15 protein-coding genes are annotated in these 14,911 nt (G+C 71.1%); 4 read left to right on the forward strand and 11 right to left on the reverse strand.

The genetic code is table 11. The annotated features are described in order from the left end of the window. From OU415_RS02705 to OU415_RS02735, 7 genes are all read right to left on the reverse strand, one after another. Nucleotides 1-402, reverse strand: a complete 402-nt coding sequence (locus tag OU415_RS02705; RefSeq protein WP_270946899.1) for a pyridoxamine 5'-phosphate oxidase family protein — start codon at nt 400-402, stop codon at nt 1-3. A gap of 67 nt (nt 403-469) precedes the next feature. After that, complete coding sequence (locus tag OU415_RS02710; RefSeq protein WP_270946900.1) at nt 470-1,969, reverse strand: DEAD/DEAH box helicase; 1,500 nt, start codon at nt 1,967-1,969, stop codon at nt 470-472. Nucleotides 1,970-2,173: 204 nt separating this feature from the next. Further along, entirely contained in the window at nt 2,174-3,139 is a 966-nt protein-coding gene (locus OU415_RS02715) for a serine protein kinase RIO (RefSeq protein WP_408641766.1), read from the reverse strand. Between the two features lie 230 nt (nt 3,140-3,369). After that, nucleotides 3,370-4,113 carry a peroxide stress protein YaaA gene (gene yaaA / locus OU415_RS02720; RefSeq protein WP_270946901.1) on the reverse strand — a complete coding sequence of 248 codons (744 nt, stop codon included), beginning with the start codon at nt 4,111-4,113 and terminating at the stop codon, nt 3,370-3,372. Between the two features lie 100 nt (nt 4,114-4,213). Beyond that, nucleotides 4,214-5,092 carry a DUF559 domain-containing protein gene (locus OU415_RS02725; RefSeq protein WP_270946902.1) on the reverse strand — a complete coding sequence of 293 codons (879 nt, stop codon included), beginning with the start codon at nt 5,090-5,092 and terminating at the stop codon, nt 4,214-4,216. A gap of 216 nt (nt 5,093-5,308) precedes the next feature. Then, on the reverse strand, nt 5,309-6,607 hold the full coding sequence (locus OU415_RS02730) for a cytochrome P450 (protein WP_270946903.1): 1,299 nt from the start codon (nt 6,605-6,607) through the stop codon (nt 5,309-5,311). A 74-nt stretch (nt 6,608-6,681) separates the two neighbouring features. Beyond that, a complete protein-coding gene (locus OU415_RS02735) occupies nt 6,682-7,035 on the reverse strand; it encodes a VOC family protein (protein ID WP_270946904.1) in 354 nt (117 codons plus the stop codon). A gap of 121 nt (nt 7,036-7,156) precedes the next feature. On the opposite strand from OU415_RS02735, the gene OU415_RS02740 reads away from it, so the two are divergent. Next, entirely contained in the window at nt 7,157-8,902 is a 1,746-nt protein-coding gene (locus tag OU415_RS02740; RefSeq protein WP_270946905.1) for a proline--tRNA ligase, read from the forward strand. A 7-nt stretch (nt 8,903-8,909) separates the two neighbouring features. Here the strand turns inward: OU415_RS02740 and OU415_RS02745 are convergent, their stop codons facing one another. Beyond that, complete coding sequence (locus OU415_RS02745) at nt 8,910-9,656, reverse strand: AraC family transcriptional regulator (RefSeq protein WP_270946906.1); 747 nt, start codon at nt 9,654-9,656, stop codon at nt 8,910-8,912. An 85-nt stretch (nt 9,657-9,741) separates the two neighbouring features. Between OU415_RS02745 and OU415_RS02750 the strand changes: the two genes are divergently transcribed. Beyond that, nucleotides 9,742-10,104 carry a DUF4345 family protein gene (locus tag OU415_RS02750; RefSeq protein WP_270946907.1) on the forward strand — a complete coding sequence of 121 codons (363 nt, stop codon included), beginning with the start codon at nt 9,742-9,744 and terminating at the stop codon, nt 10,102-10,104. A 2-nt stretch (nt 10,105-10,106) separates the two neighbouring features. Here OU415_RS02750 and OU415_RS02755 read toward each other — a convergent pair whose 3' ends face one another. The 3 genes from OU415_RS02755 to OU415_RS02765 form a co-directional block, all read right to left on the reverse strand. Further along, nucleotides 10,107-10,793: an HAD family hydrolase gene (locus OU415_RS02755; protein WP_270946908.1), complete on the reverse strand. Its 687-nt coding sequence runs from the start codon at nt 10,791-10,793 to the stop codon at nt 10,107-10,109. Between the two features lie 29 nt (nt 10,794-10,822). Then, nucleotides 10,823-12,109, reverse strand: a complete 1,287-nt coding sequence (locus OU415_RS02760) for an MFS transporter (protein WP_270946909.1) — start codon at nt 12,107-12,109, stop codon at nt 10,823-10,825. 131 nt (nt 12,110-12,240) lie between these two features. Beyond that, nucleotides 12,241-12,651 (reverse strand): YjbQ family protein, encoded by a 411-nt coding sequence (locus OU415_RS02765; RefSeq protein WP_270946910.1) that lies wholly within the window; start codon nt 12,649-12,651, stop codon nt 12,241-12,243. A 95-nt stretch (nt 12,652-12,746) separates the two neighbouring features. Between OU415_RS02765 and OU415_RS02770 the strand changes: the two genes are divergently transcribed. After that, nucleotides 12,747-13,796, forward strand: coding sequence for an aminotransferase class V-fold PLP-dependent enzyme (locus tag OU415_RS02770; RefSeq protein ID WP_270946911.1), 1,050 nt, complete (start codon nt 12,747-12,749; stop codon nt 13,794-13,796). Between the two features lie 24 nt (nt 13,797-13,820). Continuing rightward, complete coding sequence (locus tag OU415_RS02775; protein WP_270946912.1) at nt 13,821-14,714, forward strand: hypothetical protein; 894 nt, start codon at nt 13,821-13,823, stop codon at nt 14,712-14,714. Nucleotides 14,715-14,911: the final 197 nt, after the last annotated feature.

Raw genomic sequence — 14,911 nt, forward strand, 5'->3', positions numbered from 1 at the left:
TCAGGCGTTGCCGAGGACCTTCGTCACGGAGATCTCGATCACCACGCGCGCCGGGTTCTCGCGGGGCTTCTTGTAGCGCTGCTCGTACCGGCGCTCGGCGTCGGCCACCGCTGCGGGGTCGTCGCGCACCACGGCGACCCCCTCCAGGGTGGACCAGCGCCGCCCGTCGACCTGGCAGACCGCGACCTTCGCCCCGTCCGGACCGGCCGCCCGGATCTGGCGAGCCTTGTGCGAGGTGCCGGAAGAGATCACCCGCGCGGTCGCCGTCTCGACGTCGAGGGTCACCCCGACCGGGACGACGTGCGGCGTGCCGTCGGCGCGCACCGTCGTCAACGTGCACAAGTGGCGTTCCCGCCAGAACTCCAGGAACTCCTCGCTCGCGTTGTCCAGCCTCCGGCTCACTGGATTCCTCCTCGTGCGGATCGTCGACGTGCCACCCATCGTCCAGGTCGGTCCGGGCGGGACCCCGTCACGCCCGGCGGGCTCCACCGCGATTGCCGCCGCGCCGGGCCTGGCCCTGTCCACGCCGGTCGCCGCCCTCCGAGCGCCTCCCGTCGTCCGACGGGCGCCGACGCCGGTTGCCCTGGGGCTCGTCGCGGCGCTTGTTGTTCCTTGGGGCATCGCCGCGCTTAGGACCGCGGTTGCGCGGGGTTTCGCGCGGCTGCTTCGGCGCGGCGAGCGAGACACCGCTGGGCTCGCGGGCACCGGTGACGCGGACCAGCTCAGCATCCTCCGGACGCACCGACGTCGTCTTGGCCTTGACACCGGCCTGGTTGGCCATGGTGCGGAAGGCGTCCCGCTGGTCGTCGGTGACCAGGGTGACCACCGTGCCCGTCGCGCCCGCGCGCGCCGTCCGCCCGGCGCGGTGCAGGTAGTCCTTGGGATCGGCCGGGGGCTCGACGTGGACGACCAGGCTCACGTCGTCGACGTGGATGCCGCGGGCCGCGACGTTGGTCGCCACCAGCGTCGTCGTCTCACCGCTGCGGAACTCGTCGAGGATGCGGGTCCGGGCGTTCTGCGCCTTGCCGCCGTGCAGGGCACCGGCGGGGATCCCGGCCGCGCGCAGCTTCTTGGCCTGGCGGTCGGCGTGGTGCTTGGTGCGCACGAACATGATCGTGCGGCCCTCGCGAGCCGCGATGCGCGCGAGCACGGCCTGCTTGTCCGTCGTCGACACCAGGAACTGGTGGTGCTCCATGCTGTCGACGCTGGCCGCGGGCGGCGCCAGCGAGTGCACCACCGGGTCGGTCATGTACCGGTCGACGAGCTTGTCGACGTCGCCGTCCAGGGTGGCGGAGAACAGCAGCCGCTGGCCGTCCGCCGGGACCAGGTCGAGCAGCTCGCGGACCTGCGGCAGGAAGCCCATGTCGGCCATCTGGTCGGCCTCGTCGAGCGCGGTCCGCTCCACTTCGGACAGCACGCAGGTGCCCTGGCGGACGTGGTCGGCGAGCCGTCCCGGCGTCGCGACCAGCACGTCCACGCCGCGGCGCAGCGTGTCGACCTGACGGTTGAACGAGGTGCCGCCGACGACCTCGCGGACGTAGAGCCCGAGGGCCTTGGCCAGCGGCTTCAGCGAATCGGTCACCTGGGTGGCCAGTTCGCGGGTCGGGACCAGCACCAGGCCGCGCGGGTGCATCGGGCGGGCGCTGCCCTGCTGCATCGCCAGCAGCGGCAGGCCGAACGCCAGCGTCTTGCCGGAACCGGTCTGGCCGCGTCCGAGCACGTCGCGGCCGGTCAGCGCGTCGGGGATGGTGGCGGCCTGGATCGGGAAGGCCTCGGCCATCCCGTTGTCGGCCAGCGCGCGCACCAGCCGGGTGGGCAGTCCGAGATCGGCGAACGGCGCGGGGGCGACCGCGGTCACACCGACCTCGTCGAACAGGCTGCGCTTGGTCTGCTGCGGCTTGCCCTGCGGTCGGCGGCGGCGCGGACGTCGAGACGAGCGCGCGGGCGTGGCGGACGAGCTTGATGGCACGAAGAACTCCCGGAAATGGCACGTCACGGGGAGGCTTCGCGGGAAGTCCGCGGGCGATCACGAGGACGAGCCCGGCGCGTCGGCGCCGATAGGTGGTCAAACGTGTCGCTGCGGACACGGGCCGGTGATCCCGGCTCTCGTTCTGGATTCTACCCTGATCGGCCCGGATGCCCATGGTTGGCGTCCGGGCCGACCGGGACGGCCTCATCGAGGCAGATTCCCCGCTGCGGCAAGGATTTCGACCAGCGCGTCCGGATCCGTCCGGGCCTCGTCGGCGCCGCGGGAGCGGAACCAGGCGGCGATGTTGTGTGCATCACGTCGCAGGTAGTCCCGGCCGAGCGGGTTGGCCACCAGGTCGACCGCCTGCGGCAGGTCGATCAGCACCAGCCGCCCGTCGTGCACCAGCACGTTGTACGCGGACAGGTCGCCGTGCGTGAAGCCGTGCTGGGCGAGCACGACCAGGGCCTCGACCAGCTGCGACCAGAGCTCGTCGAGCTCATCGGCATCCGGTCGCAGCGCCGCCAGGCGGGGCGCCGCCGTGCCATCGGGGGCGCCGAGGAATTCCAGCAGGATCTCGGTCCCGACCCGCTGCACCGGGTACGGCACCGGAGCCCCGGCCAGCCACAGCGCGGACAGCACGCGGAACTCCGCCACCGCCCACTGCTGGGCGATCATGCCGCGCCCGAACGACGTGCGCTGCTGGATCGCCCGCATCTCGCGGGATTTGCGCAGCCGCCGGCCTTCCAGGTAGCCGGCATCGCGCTGGAACATCCGGTGGTCGGAATCGCGGTACCGCTTGGACGCCAGCAGGCAGGACTCGGCGCCGGGCAACGAGCGCCGCAGCAGGTGGACGTCGGCTTCCTTGCCGGTCTTCAGGACGCCGAGCTCGTGGTCCACCGCCGCCAGCTCGGTCACCAACCAGGTCGGATGCGGTTGCGGGCCGCGCTCTCCGGTGTCCCAGGTGGACCAGCGGTCGGCACCGTCGGGCAGCGGCTGCGGTTCGGGCTCGTCGCGCAGCGCTGCGAGCCGCTCGCGTTCCTCCTCGGTGAGCCGACCGCGCCGGACCGGCTCGTCGTCGAAGCGCCGCCGCTTGGTGGATTTCGGTTTGCGTGCCTTGCTCTTCTTGGTGTTGCGGAACAGATCCGCGTCGTACTGCTCGTACGAGGACAAGGTCGAGTGCTCCTTCAGGGCGGACCTCCGCCCGAGCACCGAAGTTCAGCGCACGCGTGGCGGAGGGCAAGAGGTTCGAATCCATCGGTGCGCGAAAACGGCGCGCACAACCGTCACAACGGCCACCACGGCGAACCTCCCTTCCTCGGCGTGCTTTCGACGAGCACCAGCTTGACCGATCAGCACCTGCGGCGACAACCGGTTTTTGACCTGCGGTTTCGCGGTCGAGTTCAGGCCTGGACGACGACGCAGAGCTTGCGGTCGGCTTCGCGTTCCACCTGGAGGCCTGCGTCGCTCGCCACGGCGAGGACGTCCTCGATCGACTCGGGCTCGTCCGAGAACTGGGCGAGTGCCCGCGCGAGCTTGCCCTTGTGCGCCTTGTTGTGGTGGCTGACCACCTTGCGCTTGCCGGTCGCGTCCTCCGACAGCACGCGGACCTCCACGGCCCCCGGAACCTTCGCCAGCGCGGCGTAAGCCCCGGAGCGCAGGTCGACGACGAGATCGTCGGCAGCCGCCAGAACCGGCTCCAGCACGGGCCGCCACACGCTGCGCAACGTCCCCAGGCCGGGCAGCGAACTGCCGCCGGAGAGCCGGTAGGCGGGGATCGAGTCGGTCCCGCGCACGATGCCGAACAGCGCCGAGGCCACGGCCAGCCGAGTATCGGCCTGCTTGCGCTCGATCGCGGACAGCGACTGGACGTCGAGGGCGTCGTAGAGCACCCCGGTGTAGCGCTCCAGGGCCGGCGCGGTGGGCGCGGCCCAGAGCTCGGCGTTGCGCTGGACCTCCTCGACCTGGCGCTCGGACAACCCGAGCGCGTCCAGGCTCGCGGGCACATCATCGGCCAAAGTGGACAGTGCCTCGGCCAGCTGCTGCCGGGTGCCGGTCAACTCCGGATGCGAAAGCCCGCCCAAGTCCAGAGGCGCACCCGAACCACCGACCGACTTGGTCTCCGAAGGAGGCAGCAAAACCAACACCCCACCAGGGTAAGCACCCGCCGACCGAGCTCGACGACCCCTCACGGGGGACCGCAGTTTCAATTGAAACTGTGATCCCGTGCGCCTGGGATCTGCAGTTTCAATTGAAACTGTGGTTCTGCCGACGGGCGAGCGCGGAACGAATCGTCGTGGCGAGTCCGTCCAGCGACCCCTGCATGTCCTCGTTGGTGACCGTGATGACCAGCCATCCCGCTTCCCCCAGACGTCTCCGCCGGGCCTGGTCCTTGCGGATCTGGACCGGATCGGAGTGCCACTGCCCGTCGTACTCGACGGCAACCCGTTCAGCGGGGAAAGCCAGATCCACCCGAGCGACGAACCGGCCGCGGAAGAACACCTCGAACTGGGGGAGGGGCTCGAGGTTCCGCAGGTTGAGCTCGACGCGCAGCACGGACTCCGGGATCGACTCGGCGCGACCGTCCAGGTACGGGATCCGGAACCGAGCCCGCACCACACCGTTGTCACCGCGGCCGGAGAGGAACTTCGCGATCCGTTCGGGCGTGATCAGGCCTGCGTGCACCAGCGCGTCGCAGTGCGCGACCGACAGCGCGATCGATCGGCGTTTGATCAGGTCGAATGCGGTTCGTTCGATCCCCGCCAGCCGGATGTCGTGCCACGGGGTGTGTTCGAAGTCGTACATCCGCACCGCTGAGCAGTGAAGCCCCCGCCGGCGGTGCATTCCGGACTCCCGGGGCACGATCACGTCCACCGGTGTGGAGAAGTCGGCTATCGGCACACCGTGGAGCATCGCGGCCGAGAGCCCGGTCAGCATCGCAGTCGGGGGTAGTCGCATCGCGGCGGCGTGGCACTTCAGCTTGTGGGTGAGCGGAGTTTCGCTGCTCGTGTACACGCCGTGCAGGACTCTCCGGAACAACGGACTTCTGAGCTGGTTGTCCGTGAGCCCGGCGGCCAGTGCGTCGGCGCGGAGGAACAGTCCGTGCTCGTTCCCGATGTGAGGCATGTTGATCTCGTTCATGCCTATAAGGAGGAAGATCCCCTGCGCATGGATACACCGGACACCGGATCGGGTGGGGCAACTTCCTCCCGTGGTGGTCACCTAGACCGCAGTTTCAATTGAAACTGTAAATCCCAGGCACGGCGGATCGCAGTTTCAATTGAAACTGCGACGTGCCCCAGGTGCCGATCGGGGGATGGCGGGGACCGACATGGGCTGGGGTCAGGTGGGGGTGAGGGTGTGGTTGGTGGTTGCTGGGAGGGTGGCGAGGCCGTGGATGAGGGAGGTCGGGCGGGGCTTCGGGGCTCCTGCTCGGCGGAGGCCGGGGAGGCGGGTGGCCAGGTTGCGGAAGGCGATCTCGGCTTCCAGGCGGGCCAGCGGGGCTCCCAGGCAGTAGTGGATGCCGGAGGAGAACGCCAGGTGTTCGGCGCGGTCCGGGCGGTTGATGTCGAACCGGTCCGGGTCGGGGTGCACCGCCGGGTCGCGGCCCGCGGCGGCCAGCAGCGTCAGGACCGGGGTGTCCAGCGGTAGGTGGCGACCGGCCAGGTCGAGCGGTTCGTGGGCGATGCGCATGGTCATCTGGACCGGCGGGTCCCAGCGCAGGGTTTCCTCGACCACCGCCGGCGCCAGGTCCGGATCCGCGCGCAGCTGCGCCCACTGCTCCGGGTGCCGCAGCAGCGCGTGGGTGCCGTTGCCGATCAGGTTCACCGTCGTCTCGAAACCGGCGACCAGCAGCACGTCGCACAGCTGCACCAGCTCGGTGCCGGTGAGCTTGTCCTCGTCGAGCGCCGCGACCAGATCGCTGACGACGTCCTCGCCGGGGTTCGCCCGGCGCTGCTCGATCAGCCGGTCGAACATCGCGTCGAGCTCGGTGAACGACTCGCGCATCTGCCGCAGGTGGCGCGGCGAGCGGATCCCGTCCAGCGCTCCCGCCAGGATCCTGCCGTGGCGCGCCAGCCGTTCCGCGTCCAGCGGCGGCAGCCCCAGCAGCTCGCAGATCACCCGGATCGGCAGCGGCCCGGCGAAGTCGCGGACCACGTCGAACTCGCCGCGTGCGACCGCCCGGTCCAGCAGCTCGTCGGTGATCTGCTCGATGCGCGCCCGGTAGGTCTCCATGCGGCGGGGCCGGAACGCGGGGGCGGCGAGCTTGCGCAGCCGCGAGTGGTCCGGCGGGTCCAGCTCCAGCAGCGACAGCTGCAGCTCGACGGCCGACGCGGTGGGATCGCCGTACGCGCCGTCGCTGGTGCGCACGCCGAACCGCCGGTCCCGCAGCACCTCGTCGCACAGCTCGTGCGTCGTGGCGAGCAGAACGCCCAGCTTGCTGCGCACCAGCGGCCCCTGCTCGCGCAGCAGGCGGTGCTGCGGGTACGGATCGTTGCGCCACGGGGCGTGCAGCAAGCGCGCCATCGGGTCGCCGCGCTGGGCGAAGACCCAGGTCATCGCTCCCTGCGCGAACAGCCGTGCGCCCAGGGACAGTTCGGCCAGCCGACCGTGGCCGTCGCGGACGTGCGAAGCGGACATCGGGCCCCCTCGGTGGATCGGACCTGCCATCGAGGTAACCGCAGGGCGGGCGGCGCGGCAATGACCTGATCGGCTCAGTGGCCGCTGGCCACGCAGAACTCGTTGCCCTCCGGGTCGGTCAGCACGGTCCAGCTCAGTCCGCCCGGCGCCTCGTGCTCGCCGACTTCGGTCGCGCCCAGTTCGACCAGCCGGCGCACCTCGGCGGCGCGATCGGTGGTGCCGAGGTCCACGTGCACCCTGTTCTTCCCGGTGCGGGGCTCGGGAACCCGCTGCAGCCCGAGCGCCACACCGCCTTCCCGGTTCGGTGCGAGCATCATGAACTCGCCGACGTCGAGGACCACCGATGTGTCCAGCGCCCGGGTCCAGAACTCGGCGAGGGTCTGCGGTGAGGCGCAGTCGATGGTGACCATGCCGATGCTCAGCGTCATGATGCGAAGCTAGCGGCGATCACCGACACCGGCCCGCGAACCGGTAATCCGCTGGTGGTGACCCCGGGGGCACTCGATACGCTGCCGGTGACGAATCAGCCCGGATGAGGAGCCAGTAGCCGTGATCACGAGGATGTCGACGTTGTTCCTGCGTACCCTGCGCGAGGATCCGGCCGACGCCGAGGTGCCGAGCCACAAGCTGCTCGTCCGCGCCGGCTACGTCCGCCGCATCGCGCCGGGGATCTACTCCTGGCTGCCGCTGGGCCTGCGGGTCCTGCGCAAGATCGAGGAGATCGTGCGCGAGGAGATGGACGCCATCGGCGCCCAGGAGATCCACCTGCCCGCGCTGCTGCCCAAGGAGCCCTACGACGCCAGCGGCCGCTGGACCGAGTACGGCCCGCAGCTGTTCCGGCTGAAGGACCGCAAGGGCGCCGACTACCTGCTCGGCCCCACCCACGAGGAGCTGTTCACCCTCACCGTCAAGGGCGAGTACAGCTCCTACAAGGACTACCCGGTCATGCTGTACCAGATCCAGACCAAGTACCGGGACGAGGAGCGGCCGCGCGCGGGCATCCTGCGCGGGCGCGAGTTCGTGATGAAGGACTCCTACTCCTTCGACATCGACGACGAGGGCCTGTCCCGCTCCTACCAGCTGCACCGCGACGCCTACGTCCGGATCTTCGACCGGGTCGGGTTGCGCTACGTGATCGTGTCGGCGACCTCCGGTGCCATGGGCGGCTCGGCGTCCGAGGAGTTCCTGGCCGAGAGCGAGACCGGCGAGGACACCTTCGTGCGCAGCACGGGCTCGGGCTACGCCGCCAACGTCGAGGCCGTGATCACCCCGGCGCCGGCCGCTGAGCCGCTGGAGGGCAAGCCCGCCGCCGAGGTCCACCACACGCCGAACACGCCGACCATCGAGAGCCTGGTCGACTTCCTCAACGCCAACACCGACCGCAAGTTCACCGCGGCCGACACCCTCAAGAACGTGCTGGTCAAGACCCGCCAGCCCGGTGCGGAGGAGTGGGAGCTGCTGGCCGTCGGCGTGCCCGGCGACCGCGAGGTCGACATGAAGCGGCTCGAGGCGTCGCTGGAGCCGGCCGAGGTGGAGCTGCTCGAGGAGTCCGACTTCACCGCCAACACCTTCCTGGTCAAGGGCTACATCGGCCCGAAGGCGCTGCAGGACAACGGGGTTCGCTTCCTGGTCGACCCGCGCGTGGTGACCGGCACCGCGTGGGTGACCGGTGCCGACAAGACCGACCACCACGTGGTGGACCTGGTGTGCGGCCGCGACTTCACCCCGGACGGCACCATCGAGGCCGCCGAGGTCCGCGAGGGCGACCCGTCGCCCGACGGCCAGGGCACCCTGGTCGCCGCGCGCGGCATCGAGATCGGCCACATCTTCCAGCTCGGCCGCAAGTACGCCGACGCGTTCGGGCTGGACGCGCTGGGCCAGGACGGCAAGCCGAAGCGGATCACCATGGGCTCCTACGGCGTCGGCGTGTCCCGCCTGGTCGCCGCGATCGCCGAGCAGAGCCACGACGAGCAGGGCCTGGTCTGGCCGCGCGAGGTGGCCCCGGCCGACGTGCACGTGGTCATCGCGGGCAAGGACGAGAGCATCCGGGAGCGCGGTGAGGCGCTGGCGGCCGAGCTCGACGCGGCCGGTGTGCAGGTCATCCTGGACGACCGGACGGTCTCGCCGGGCGTGAAGTTCGCCGACTCCGAGCTGGTCGGCGTGCCCACGATCCTGGTGGTCGGCAAGGGCCTGACCCGCGGTGTCGTCGAGGTCCGCGACCGCCGCACCGGCGACCGCGCGGAGATCGAGGTCGACAACGCGGTCGAGCACGTCGTCAACGCGGTGCGCAGCTGACGCGATTTCACGAAGCCCCCGAGGACCGCTCCTCGGGGGCTTCGTGCTGCCACGGGCGGATTTCCAGCGGGGTGGACAGCAGCTTGCTCGGACTGAGGCCGAACATCGCGTGGAACGCCGAGCTGAAGTGCGCCGAGCTCGCGAACCCGGCGGCGGTCGCGGCCGCGGTCAGATCGGCGCCGTCGGCGATGTGCGCGGCAGCGCTGAGCATCCGCGCCCACAGCCGGAAGCGGCGCAGCGTGGTCCCGGTGTCGCGCTTGAACAGCCGGAGGAAGTGCGACGGCGACAGGTGGAGCTGTGCGGCGATGTGCGCGGCGGACAGGTCCGGGTTCGCGCTCAGCAGCTCCACCGCCGCCAGGATCCGCTCGTCCCGCGTCGTGCCGTCGTCGCCCGTCGCGAGCGCGACCCAGCGCTGCACGTCGTGATCGGTGAGCGCCCCGCTCAGCTCGGCGAGTTCCCGCTCCCGCTGGTGGTCGGAGCGGATCGCGCCGACCGGCCGCATCATCGCCGAGCAGGAGCGCTCGGGCGCCGAGCCCGGTTCGAGGAAGAAGGCCGCTATCCGCCCGGTCGTGGTGACCTGGCACGTCAGCCGCGGCGGGATGAAGGCGCTGCGCAGGCGGGCCGTGGTGCCGCCGACCGTCACCTGCAGCGGTTCGTCGATCCCGATCGCCAGGCAGGACGCGGCACCGGAGTGCGGGTCGAGCTCCAGCGGCGGCCCGCAGTAGAGCGCTTCGCCCGGCAGCAGCCACACCACGCCGCGATCAGCTGAGCACGTTTTTGGAAGCGCCCCGGCCGCCGCCTCCCGCATCGTTGTCGATGATCTCGTTGGGAGGAACGACATGGGTGCAGCGCTCCTGGTCATCGTGGCCACCTTCTTCGCCGGGCTGGGCGTGTTCGGGCTGGTAGCACCGGCTGCGCTGGTGCGGCCGTTCGCGATCGAGCTGAACGCCCCGGAGAGCCGTTCCGAGGTGCGCGCGGTCTACGGCGGGTTCGGCATCGCGATCGCTGCCGTGCTGGTGGTGGCCGTGCTGGACACCGACCTGCGCCGCGGCATCGCGATCGCGGTCGCCGCCGCGTTGCTCGGGATGGCGGCGGGGCGGGTGGTGTCCGGGCTGGCCGACCAGCGCACCCGGTTCTACCCGGTCTGGTTCTACTTCCTGGTCGAGCTCGCCGGCGCCGGTCTGCTGGCGCTGGTGCGGTGAGCTCACGACAAGGCGGTGAGCACGGCGTCGGTGTCGGCGAGGTCGGGGAGGACCGCGTGGGCACCGGCGGCGTGGAGCTGGGTTTCGGTGCTGTGGCCGGTGGCCACGCCGACCGCGATCGCGCCGAAGCTCAGCGCGCCCGCGACGTCGTGCGGGGTGTCGCCCACGACCACGACCGAGTCGGGGGAGATCATCGCGCCGCGCCGGTCCGCGGCCTTGGCGACGGAGTCCGCGATCAGGTCGTGTCGGTGCACCGAGTCGGCGCCGAAGCCGCCGATCTCGAAGTCGACGTGGTGGTGCAGGTCGAAGGACTCGAGCTTGTGGAAGGCCACCTCGGCGAGGTTCCCGGTCACCAGCGTCTGCTCGAACCCGGGTTCCAGCGACAGCGCCTTCAGCACCTGCGCTGCCCCGGGCCGCGCGCTGCCGCGCTCCGCGAGCTCGTCGCGGGTCTCGGCGACTGCGCTGGTCAGGGCGGTGAACATGGCCGCGATGGTGGTCTCGTCGGCGGGGACGCCGTGGTTCTCCAGGACGTCGGTGGTGATAGCCAGCTCGGTGCGCCCCGCGGTGTCGGGCATGTTCTCCAGCGCCCGTCCGGTGACCGCTGCCAGCGCTTGGCGGTACCAGCGGGGGCCGAAGCCCCTGGCGTCGACGAGCGTCAGGTCGATGTCCCACAGCACGAGTCGAGTCACGGACCCATCGTGCCAGCTCGCCCGTGTCGTCAGGACGTCAGTTCTCGGCGGGCGGTTTCGGGGACGATCAGCATGCCCACCGCGGTCAGCGCCAGGCAGGCGATCAGCAGGACCACCACCGGGGTCGGGGAGTGCGTGGCGCGCAGCAGCGCGGTGCCCGCGAGCGGCGCTGCGGCACCGGCCAGGACGGTGGCGGCCTGGTAGCCGAGGGACACCCCGGAATAGCGCACCGAGGTGCCGAAAAGCTCGGCGTAGAAGGCGGATTGGGCTCCGGTGAGGGTGCCGTGCAGCAGCAGGCCGACCGCTACCGCGAGGAACACCAGGGCCGATTCGCCGCTGGCGACCAGCGGGAAGAACACCATCGTCCACAGTGCACACACCAGGGCCGCGCCGACCGCCACCGGGCGGCGTCCGAGCCGGTCGGACAGCGCACCGCCGGCCAGCATCGCCGCTGCCTGCACGAGCGAACCCGCGGTGACCGCTGCGGTCGTGATCGCCGTGGGCACGCCGATGCTCCCCGCGTACACCAGCAAGAAGATGGTGAACACGTAGAAAGCCGCGTTCTCGCCGACGCGCGCGGCGAAGGCCGCGAACACCTCGCGCGGGTACTGCCGCAGCGCCTCCAGAACTGGTGCCCGGGCCTCGCGGCGTTGCTCGGTGACGGCTCGGAACAGCGGCGACTCGGCGACCTGCAGCCGGACCCACAGGCCGACGACGACCAGCAGGATCGACGCCAGGAACGGGATCCGCCAGCCCCAAGCAGAGTACTGCGCGGCCGTCGTGCTCCCGGCGACCGCCGCGAGGGAGGCGGTGGCCAGCAGGTTGCCCAGCGGTCCGCCGGTCTGCGGCCACGCGGTCCAGAAGCCGCGGCGCCGGCGAGGTCCGTGCTCGGCCACCAGCAGCACAGCGCCGCCGAACTCGCCGCCGAGGGCGAAACCCTGCACCAGCCGCAGCAGCGTCAGCAGCAGCGGCGCGGCGATCCCGATCTGCGCGTAGCCCGGCAGCACGCCGATCAGCACCGACGCCGAACCCATCATGAGCAGGCTGATCACCAGCAGCCGCTTGCGCCCGATCCGGTCGCCGAAGTGCCCGAACACCAGCCCGCCGAGCGGTCGGGCGGCGAAGCCGACGGCGTAGGTCACCAGCGCGAGGAGGACTCCGAGCAGCCCGTCCGCGTGCGGGAAGAACACCGGGCCGAACACGGTCGCCGCGGCCGCGCCGTAGAGGAAGAAGTCGTAGAACTCGACGGTCGTCCCGACCACGCCCGCCGACACCACCCGGCCGAGCCGCCGCCCGCTGCCCACTGTCGTCGCCACGAACGCAAAGAGTGCGCGCACGAACACGCACAGCGCAAGATTTCGCGCCCCGATCGTCCACTTCCAGCCACGAGCGACCCCTGCGGGAAGTGGTCAATTTCGTGCGAAATCGACCGTCACCGCGTGCCGGATCAGCCGGGGAGGAAGCTGAGGCGGACCCGGCGGACCGGGTTGTCCACATTGGTGTCCACCAGGCAGACCGACTGCCAGGTGCCCAGCGCCATCTCGCCGCCCAGGACCGGGATCGTCGCGTACGGCGGGACGATCGCGGGCAGCACGTGGTCCCTGCCGTGACCCCGCGAGCCGTGCCGGTGCTGCCAGCGGTCGTCCTTGGGCAGCAGTTCGCGCAGCGCCGCGAGCAGGTCGTCGTCGCTGCCCGCGCCGGTCTCGATGATGGCCAGGCCGGCGGTCGCGTGCGGCACCCAGACGTTGAGCAGACCGTCCTCGGCCGACGCCGAGCGCAAGAACCGGTCGCACTCGGCGCCCAAGTCGTAGACGACCTCCACGGATCCGGTGCGGACCTCGATCTCCTCGCTGCGCATGGCTCCCACCGTATCCGTCGTGGACGTTGCCGGTGGTCTGCGCCCGTCCCCGAAAAACCGTTCCGCGAGGGCTGATCCGGTGCGAGGATGCGGGAATGCGAAAAGCATTCGGCGCGGAGTTCGACGTCCCCGACGGCTACCTCAACACGGCGAGCATCGGGATCCCGCCCGCCCGCGTGGCCCGCGCGGTCGCCGAGTCGGTGCGCAGGTGGGGGAGCGGGCTCGACGGTCCCGGCGACTTCGAACCCGCCGTCGCCACCGCCCGCGCCGCCTTCGCCCGGCTGATCGGCACCACCGCGGACCGGGTCGCGCTCGGCACCACCGCGTCCCAGCTCGTCGGCCTCGTCGCGGCCAGCGTCCCGGACGGCACGCGGGTGCTGGTCGCGGAGGGCGACTTCACCAGCGTGCTCTTCCCGTTCGCCGCGCAGCAGGACCGCGGGGTGAAGGTGACGGAGGTCGAGCTGGGGGAGATCGCCGCGCACGCCGCCGATCACGACGTGGTGGCGGTCAGCGTGGTGCAGTCCAGCGACGGCCGCATCGTCGACCTCGAAGCGCTGCGCGCCGTCGCCGAGACGACCTCGACGCGGGTGCTGCTCGACGCCACGCAGGCGGCCGGCTGGCTGCCGCTGCAGCTGGACTGGGCGGACTGGGTGGTCAGCGCGGCCTACAAGTGGCTCATGGCGCCGCGCGGCGCGGCCTGGCTCGCGATCCACCCCGATGCGCCCGAGATCCGCCCGCACAGCGCGAACTGGTACGCCGGTGAAGACCCGTGGACGACCACCTACGGGCTGCCGCTGCGGTTGGCCGGTGACGCCCGTGCGCTCGACCTCTCGCCGACGTGGTTCTCCCAGGTCGGCGCGGCCGTGTCGCTGGAGTGGCTGGCCGGGCTGGACATGGCCGAGGTGGCGGCGCACTGCACCGGCCTGGCCGACGAGTTCCGGGCCGGGATCGGCCTGCCGCCGGCCGGTTCGCCGATCGTTTCGGTGCAGGTCGCCGATGCTGTGCCGAAGCTCACCGAAGCCGGGGTGGCCTGCGCGAAGCGCGCTGGTCGCGCGCGCCTGGCGTTCCACCTGTACAACACCCGCGCGGACGTCGAGAAGGCGGTCCGGGCACTGGGAGGTACGTCCGGGGTGTCCGTCTCGTAATGCGCAACGGCTACCGTGGGTTTCGTGCCCGATGGAACAGGTGCGCCCGACGACATGACGGGTGAACGAGCCGACACGCAGCGCGAAACCGCTCCGCTCCGCCGCGACAACTCGCGGATTCAGCCGGATCGGGCACCGGTGGACCCCGGAGTCGGGCAAACCACCCGCCCGGTGTTCCCGCCCCCGCCGCAGCATCCCCAGCAAGCGCCGATGCCGCCGCAGCAGCCCCCGCCGCCGCGCCCGGTGCGCCAGCAGACCAACCCGCAGGTGCAGCCCGCGGTGAACCCGCCGACCAACCGGCAGCCGATGCCCGGCTTACCGCCGTCCGGGAAGAAGCGGATCACGCCGATGGGCTGGGTCGCGCGCGGCGCCGGGCTGTTCGCCATCTCCGTGGTGTCCGGGCTGATCTGGATGGCGCTCAAGCCCGCTGCTCCCGAGCCGGAGGTGCCTGCGGAGACGCCGCTGAAGTACCAGTTCGACCCGATCCGCCGCGAGGACGGGTTCCGCGGCTGCCAGAACGTCTCGGACTACAAGATCCAGCAGTTCTTCCAGGGCGAGGAGTGCGAGCACCTCACCCGCGCGCTCTACGACACCAAGCTGCCCGACGGCACCCGCGTGCTGACCTCGGTCGTCACCGTGCGAATGCCCAACGCGGACAGCGCGCAGCGGCTCGACGACCTGACCACCCAGGACAGCACGGGCAACATCCGCGACCTGGTCGACGACGGCAGCGAGGACACCAAGGGCCTGCCGGAGCTCAAGGACAAGGCCTACGCCTCGGACCGCCAGAACGAGCTCGTGGTGATCGGCGACTCGGCCTACTACGACAAGGCGACCCCGAACAAGGACCCGCTGCTGCTCGACGTCTCCAGGGAAGCCCTCAAGCTCGGCTGGCCGCAGGAGGGCGCCCCGCGCTGACCCCCGGCAAGAGTCTGTCGGCGTATGCCGTCCGCGCTTGTGGAAGCGGCGTCAGCCGCTTGGGCCACCTAATGCGGTTGACCACCCGCGGGTTCTGAGCGGTTTCCTGGCGAGGACGGCCCCTCCGCCGTGTATTGGGCATACATCAGGAGGGGCACCCGCAGTCCAGGGAACCGCTCAGGTTCCGCTAAGCGACC

The organism is Saccharopolyspora oryzae (assembly GCF_027853915.1).
Taxonomy (GTDB): domain Bacteria; phylum Actinomycetota; class Actinomycetes; order Mycobacteriales; family Pseudonocardiaceae; genus Saccharopolyspora; species Saccharopolyspora oryzae.

Excerpts from the sequence above, each read along its gene's own strand:
- OU415_RS02730 (WP_270946903.1), bottom strand. The coding sequence starts at position 6,607 with ATGTCCGCTTCGCACGTCCGCGACGGCCACGGTCGGCTGGCCGAACTG.
- OU415_RS02770 (WP_270946911.1), top strand. The coding sequence starts at position 12,747 with ATGCGAAAAGCATTCGGCGCGGAGTTCGACGTCCCCGACGGCTACCTC.
- OU415_RS02735 (WP_270946904.1), bottom strand. The coding sequence starts at position 7,035 with ATGACGCTGAGCATCGGCATGGTCACCATCGACTGCGCCTCACCGCAG.
- OU415_RS02750 (WP_270946907.1), top strand. The coding sequence starts at position 9,742 with ATGGGTGCAGCGCTCCTGGTCATCGTGGCCACCTTCTTCGCCGGGCTG.
- OU415_RS02765 (WP_270946910.1), bottom strand. The coding sequence starts at position 12,651 with ATGCGCAGCGAGGAGATCGAGGTCCGCACCGGATCCGTGGAGGTCGTC.
- OU415_RS02725 (WP_270946902.1), bottom strand. The coding sequence starts at position 5,092 with ATGCCTCACATCGGGAACGAGCACGGACTGTTCCTCCGCGCCGACGCA.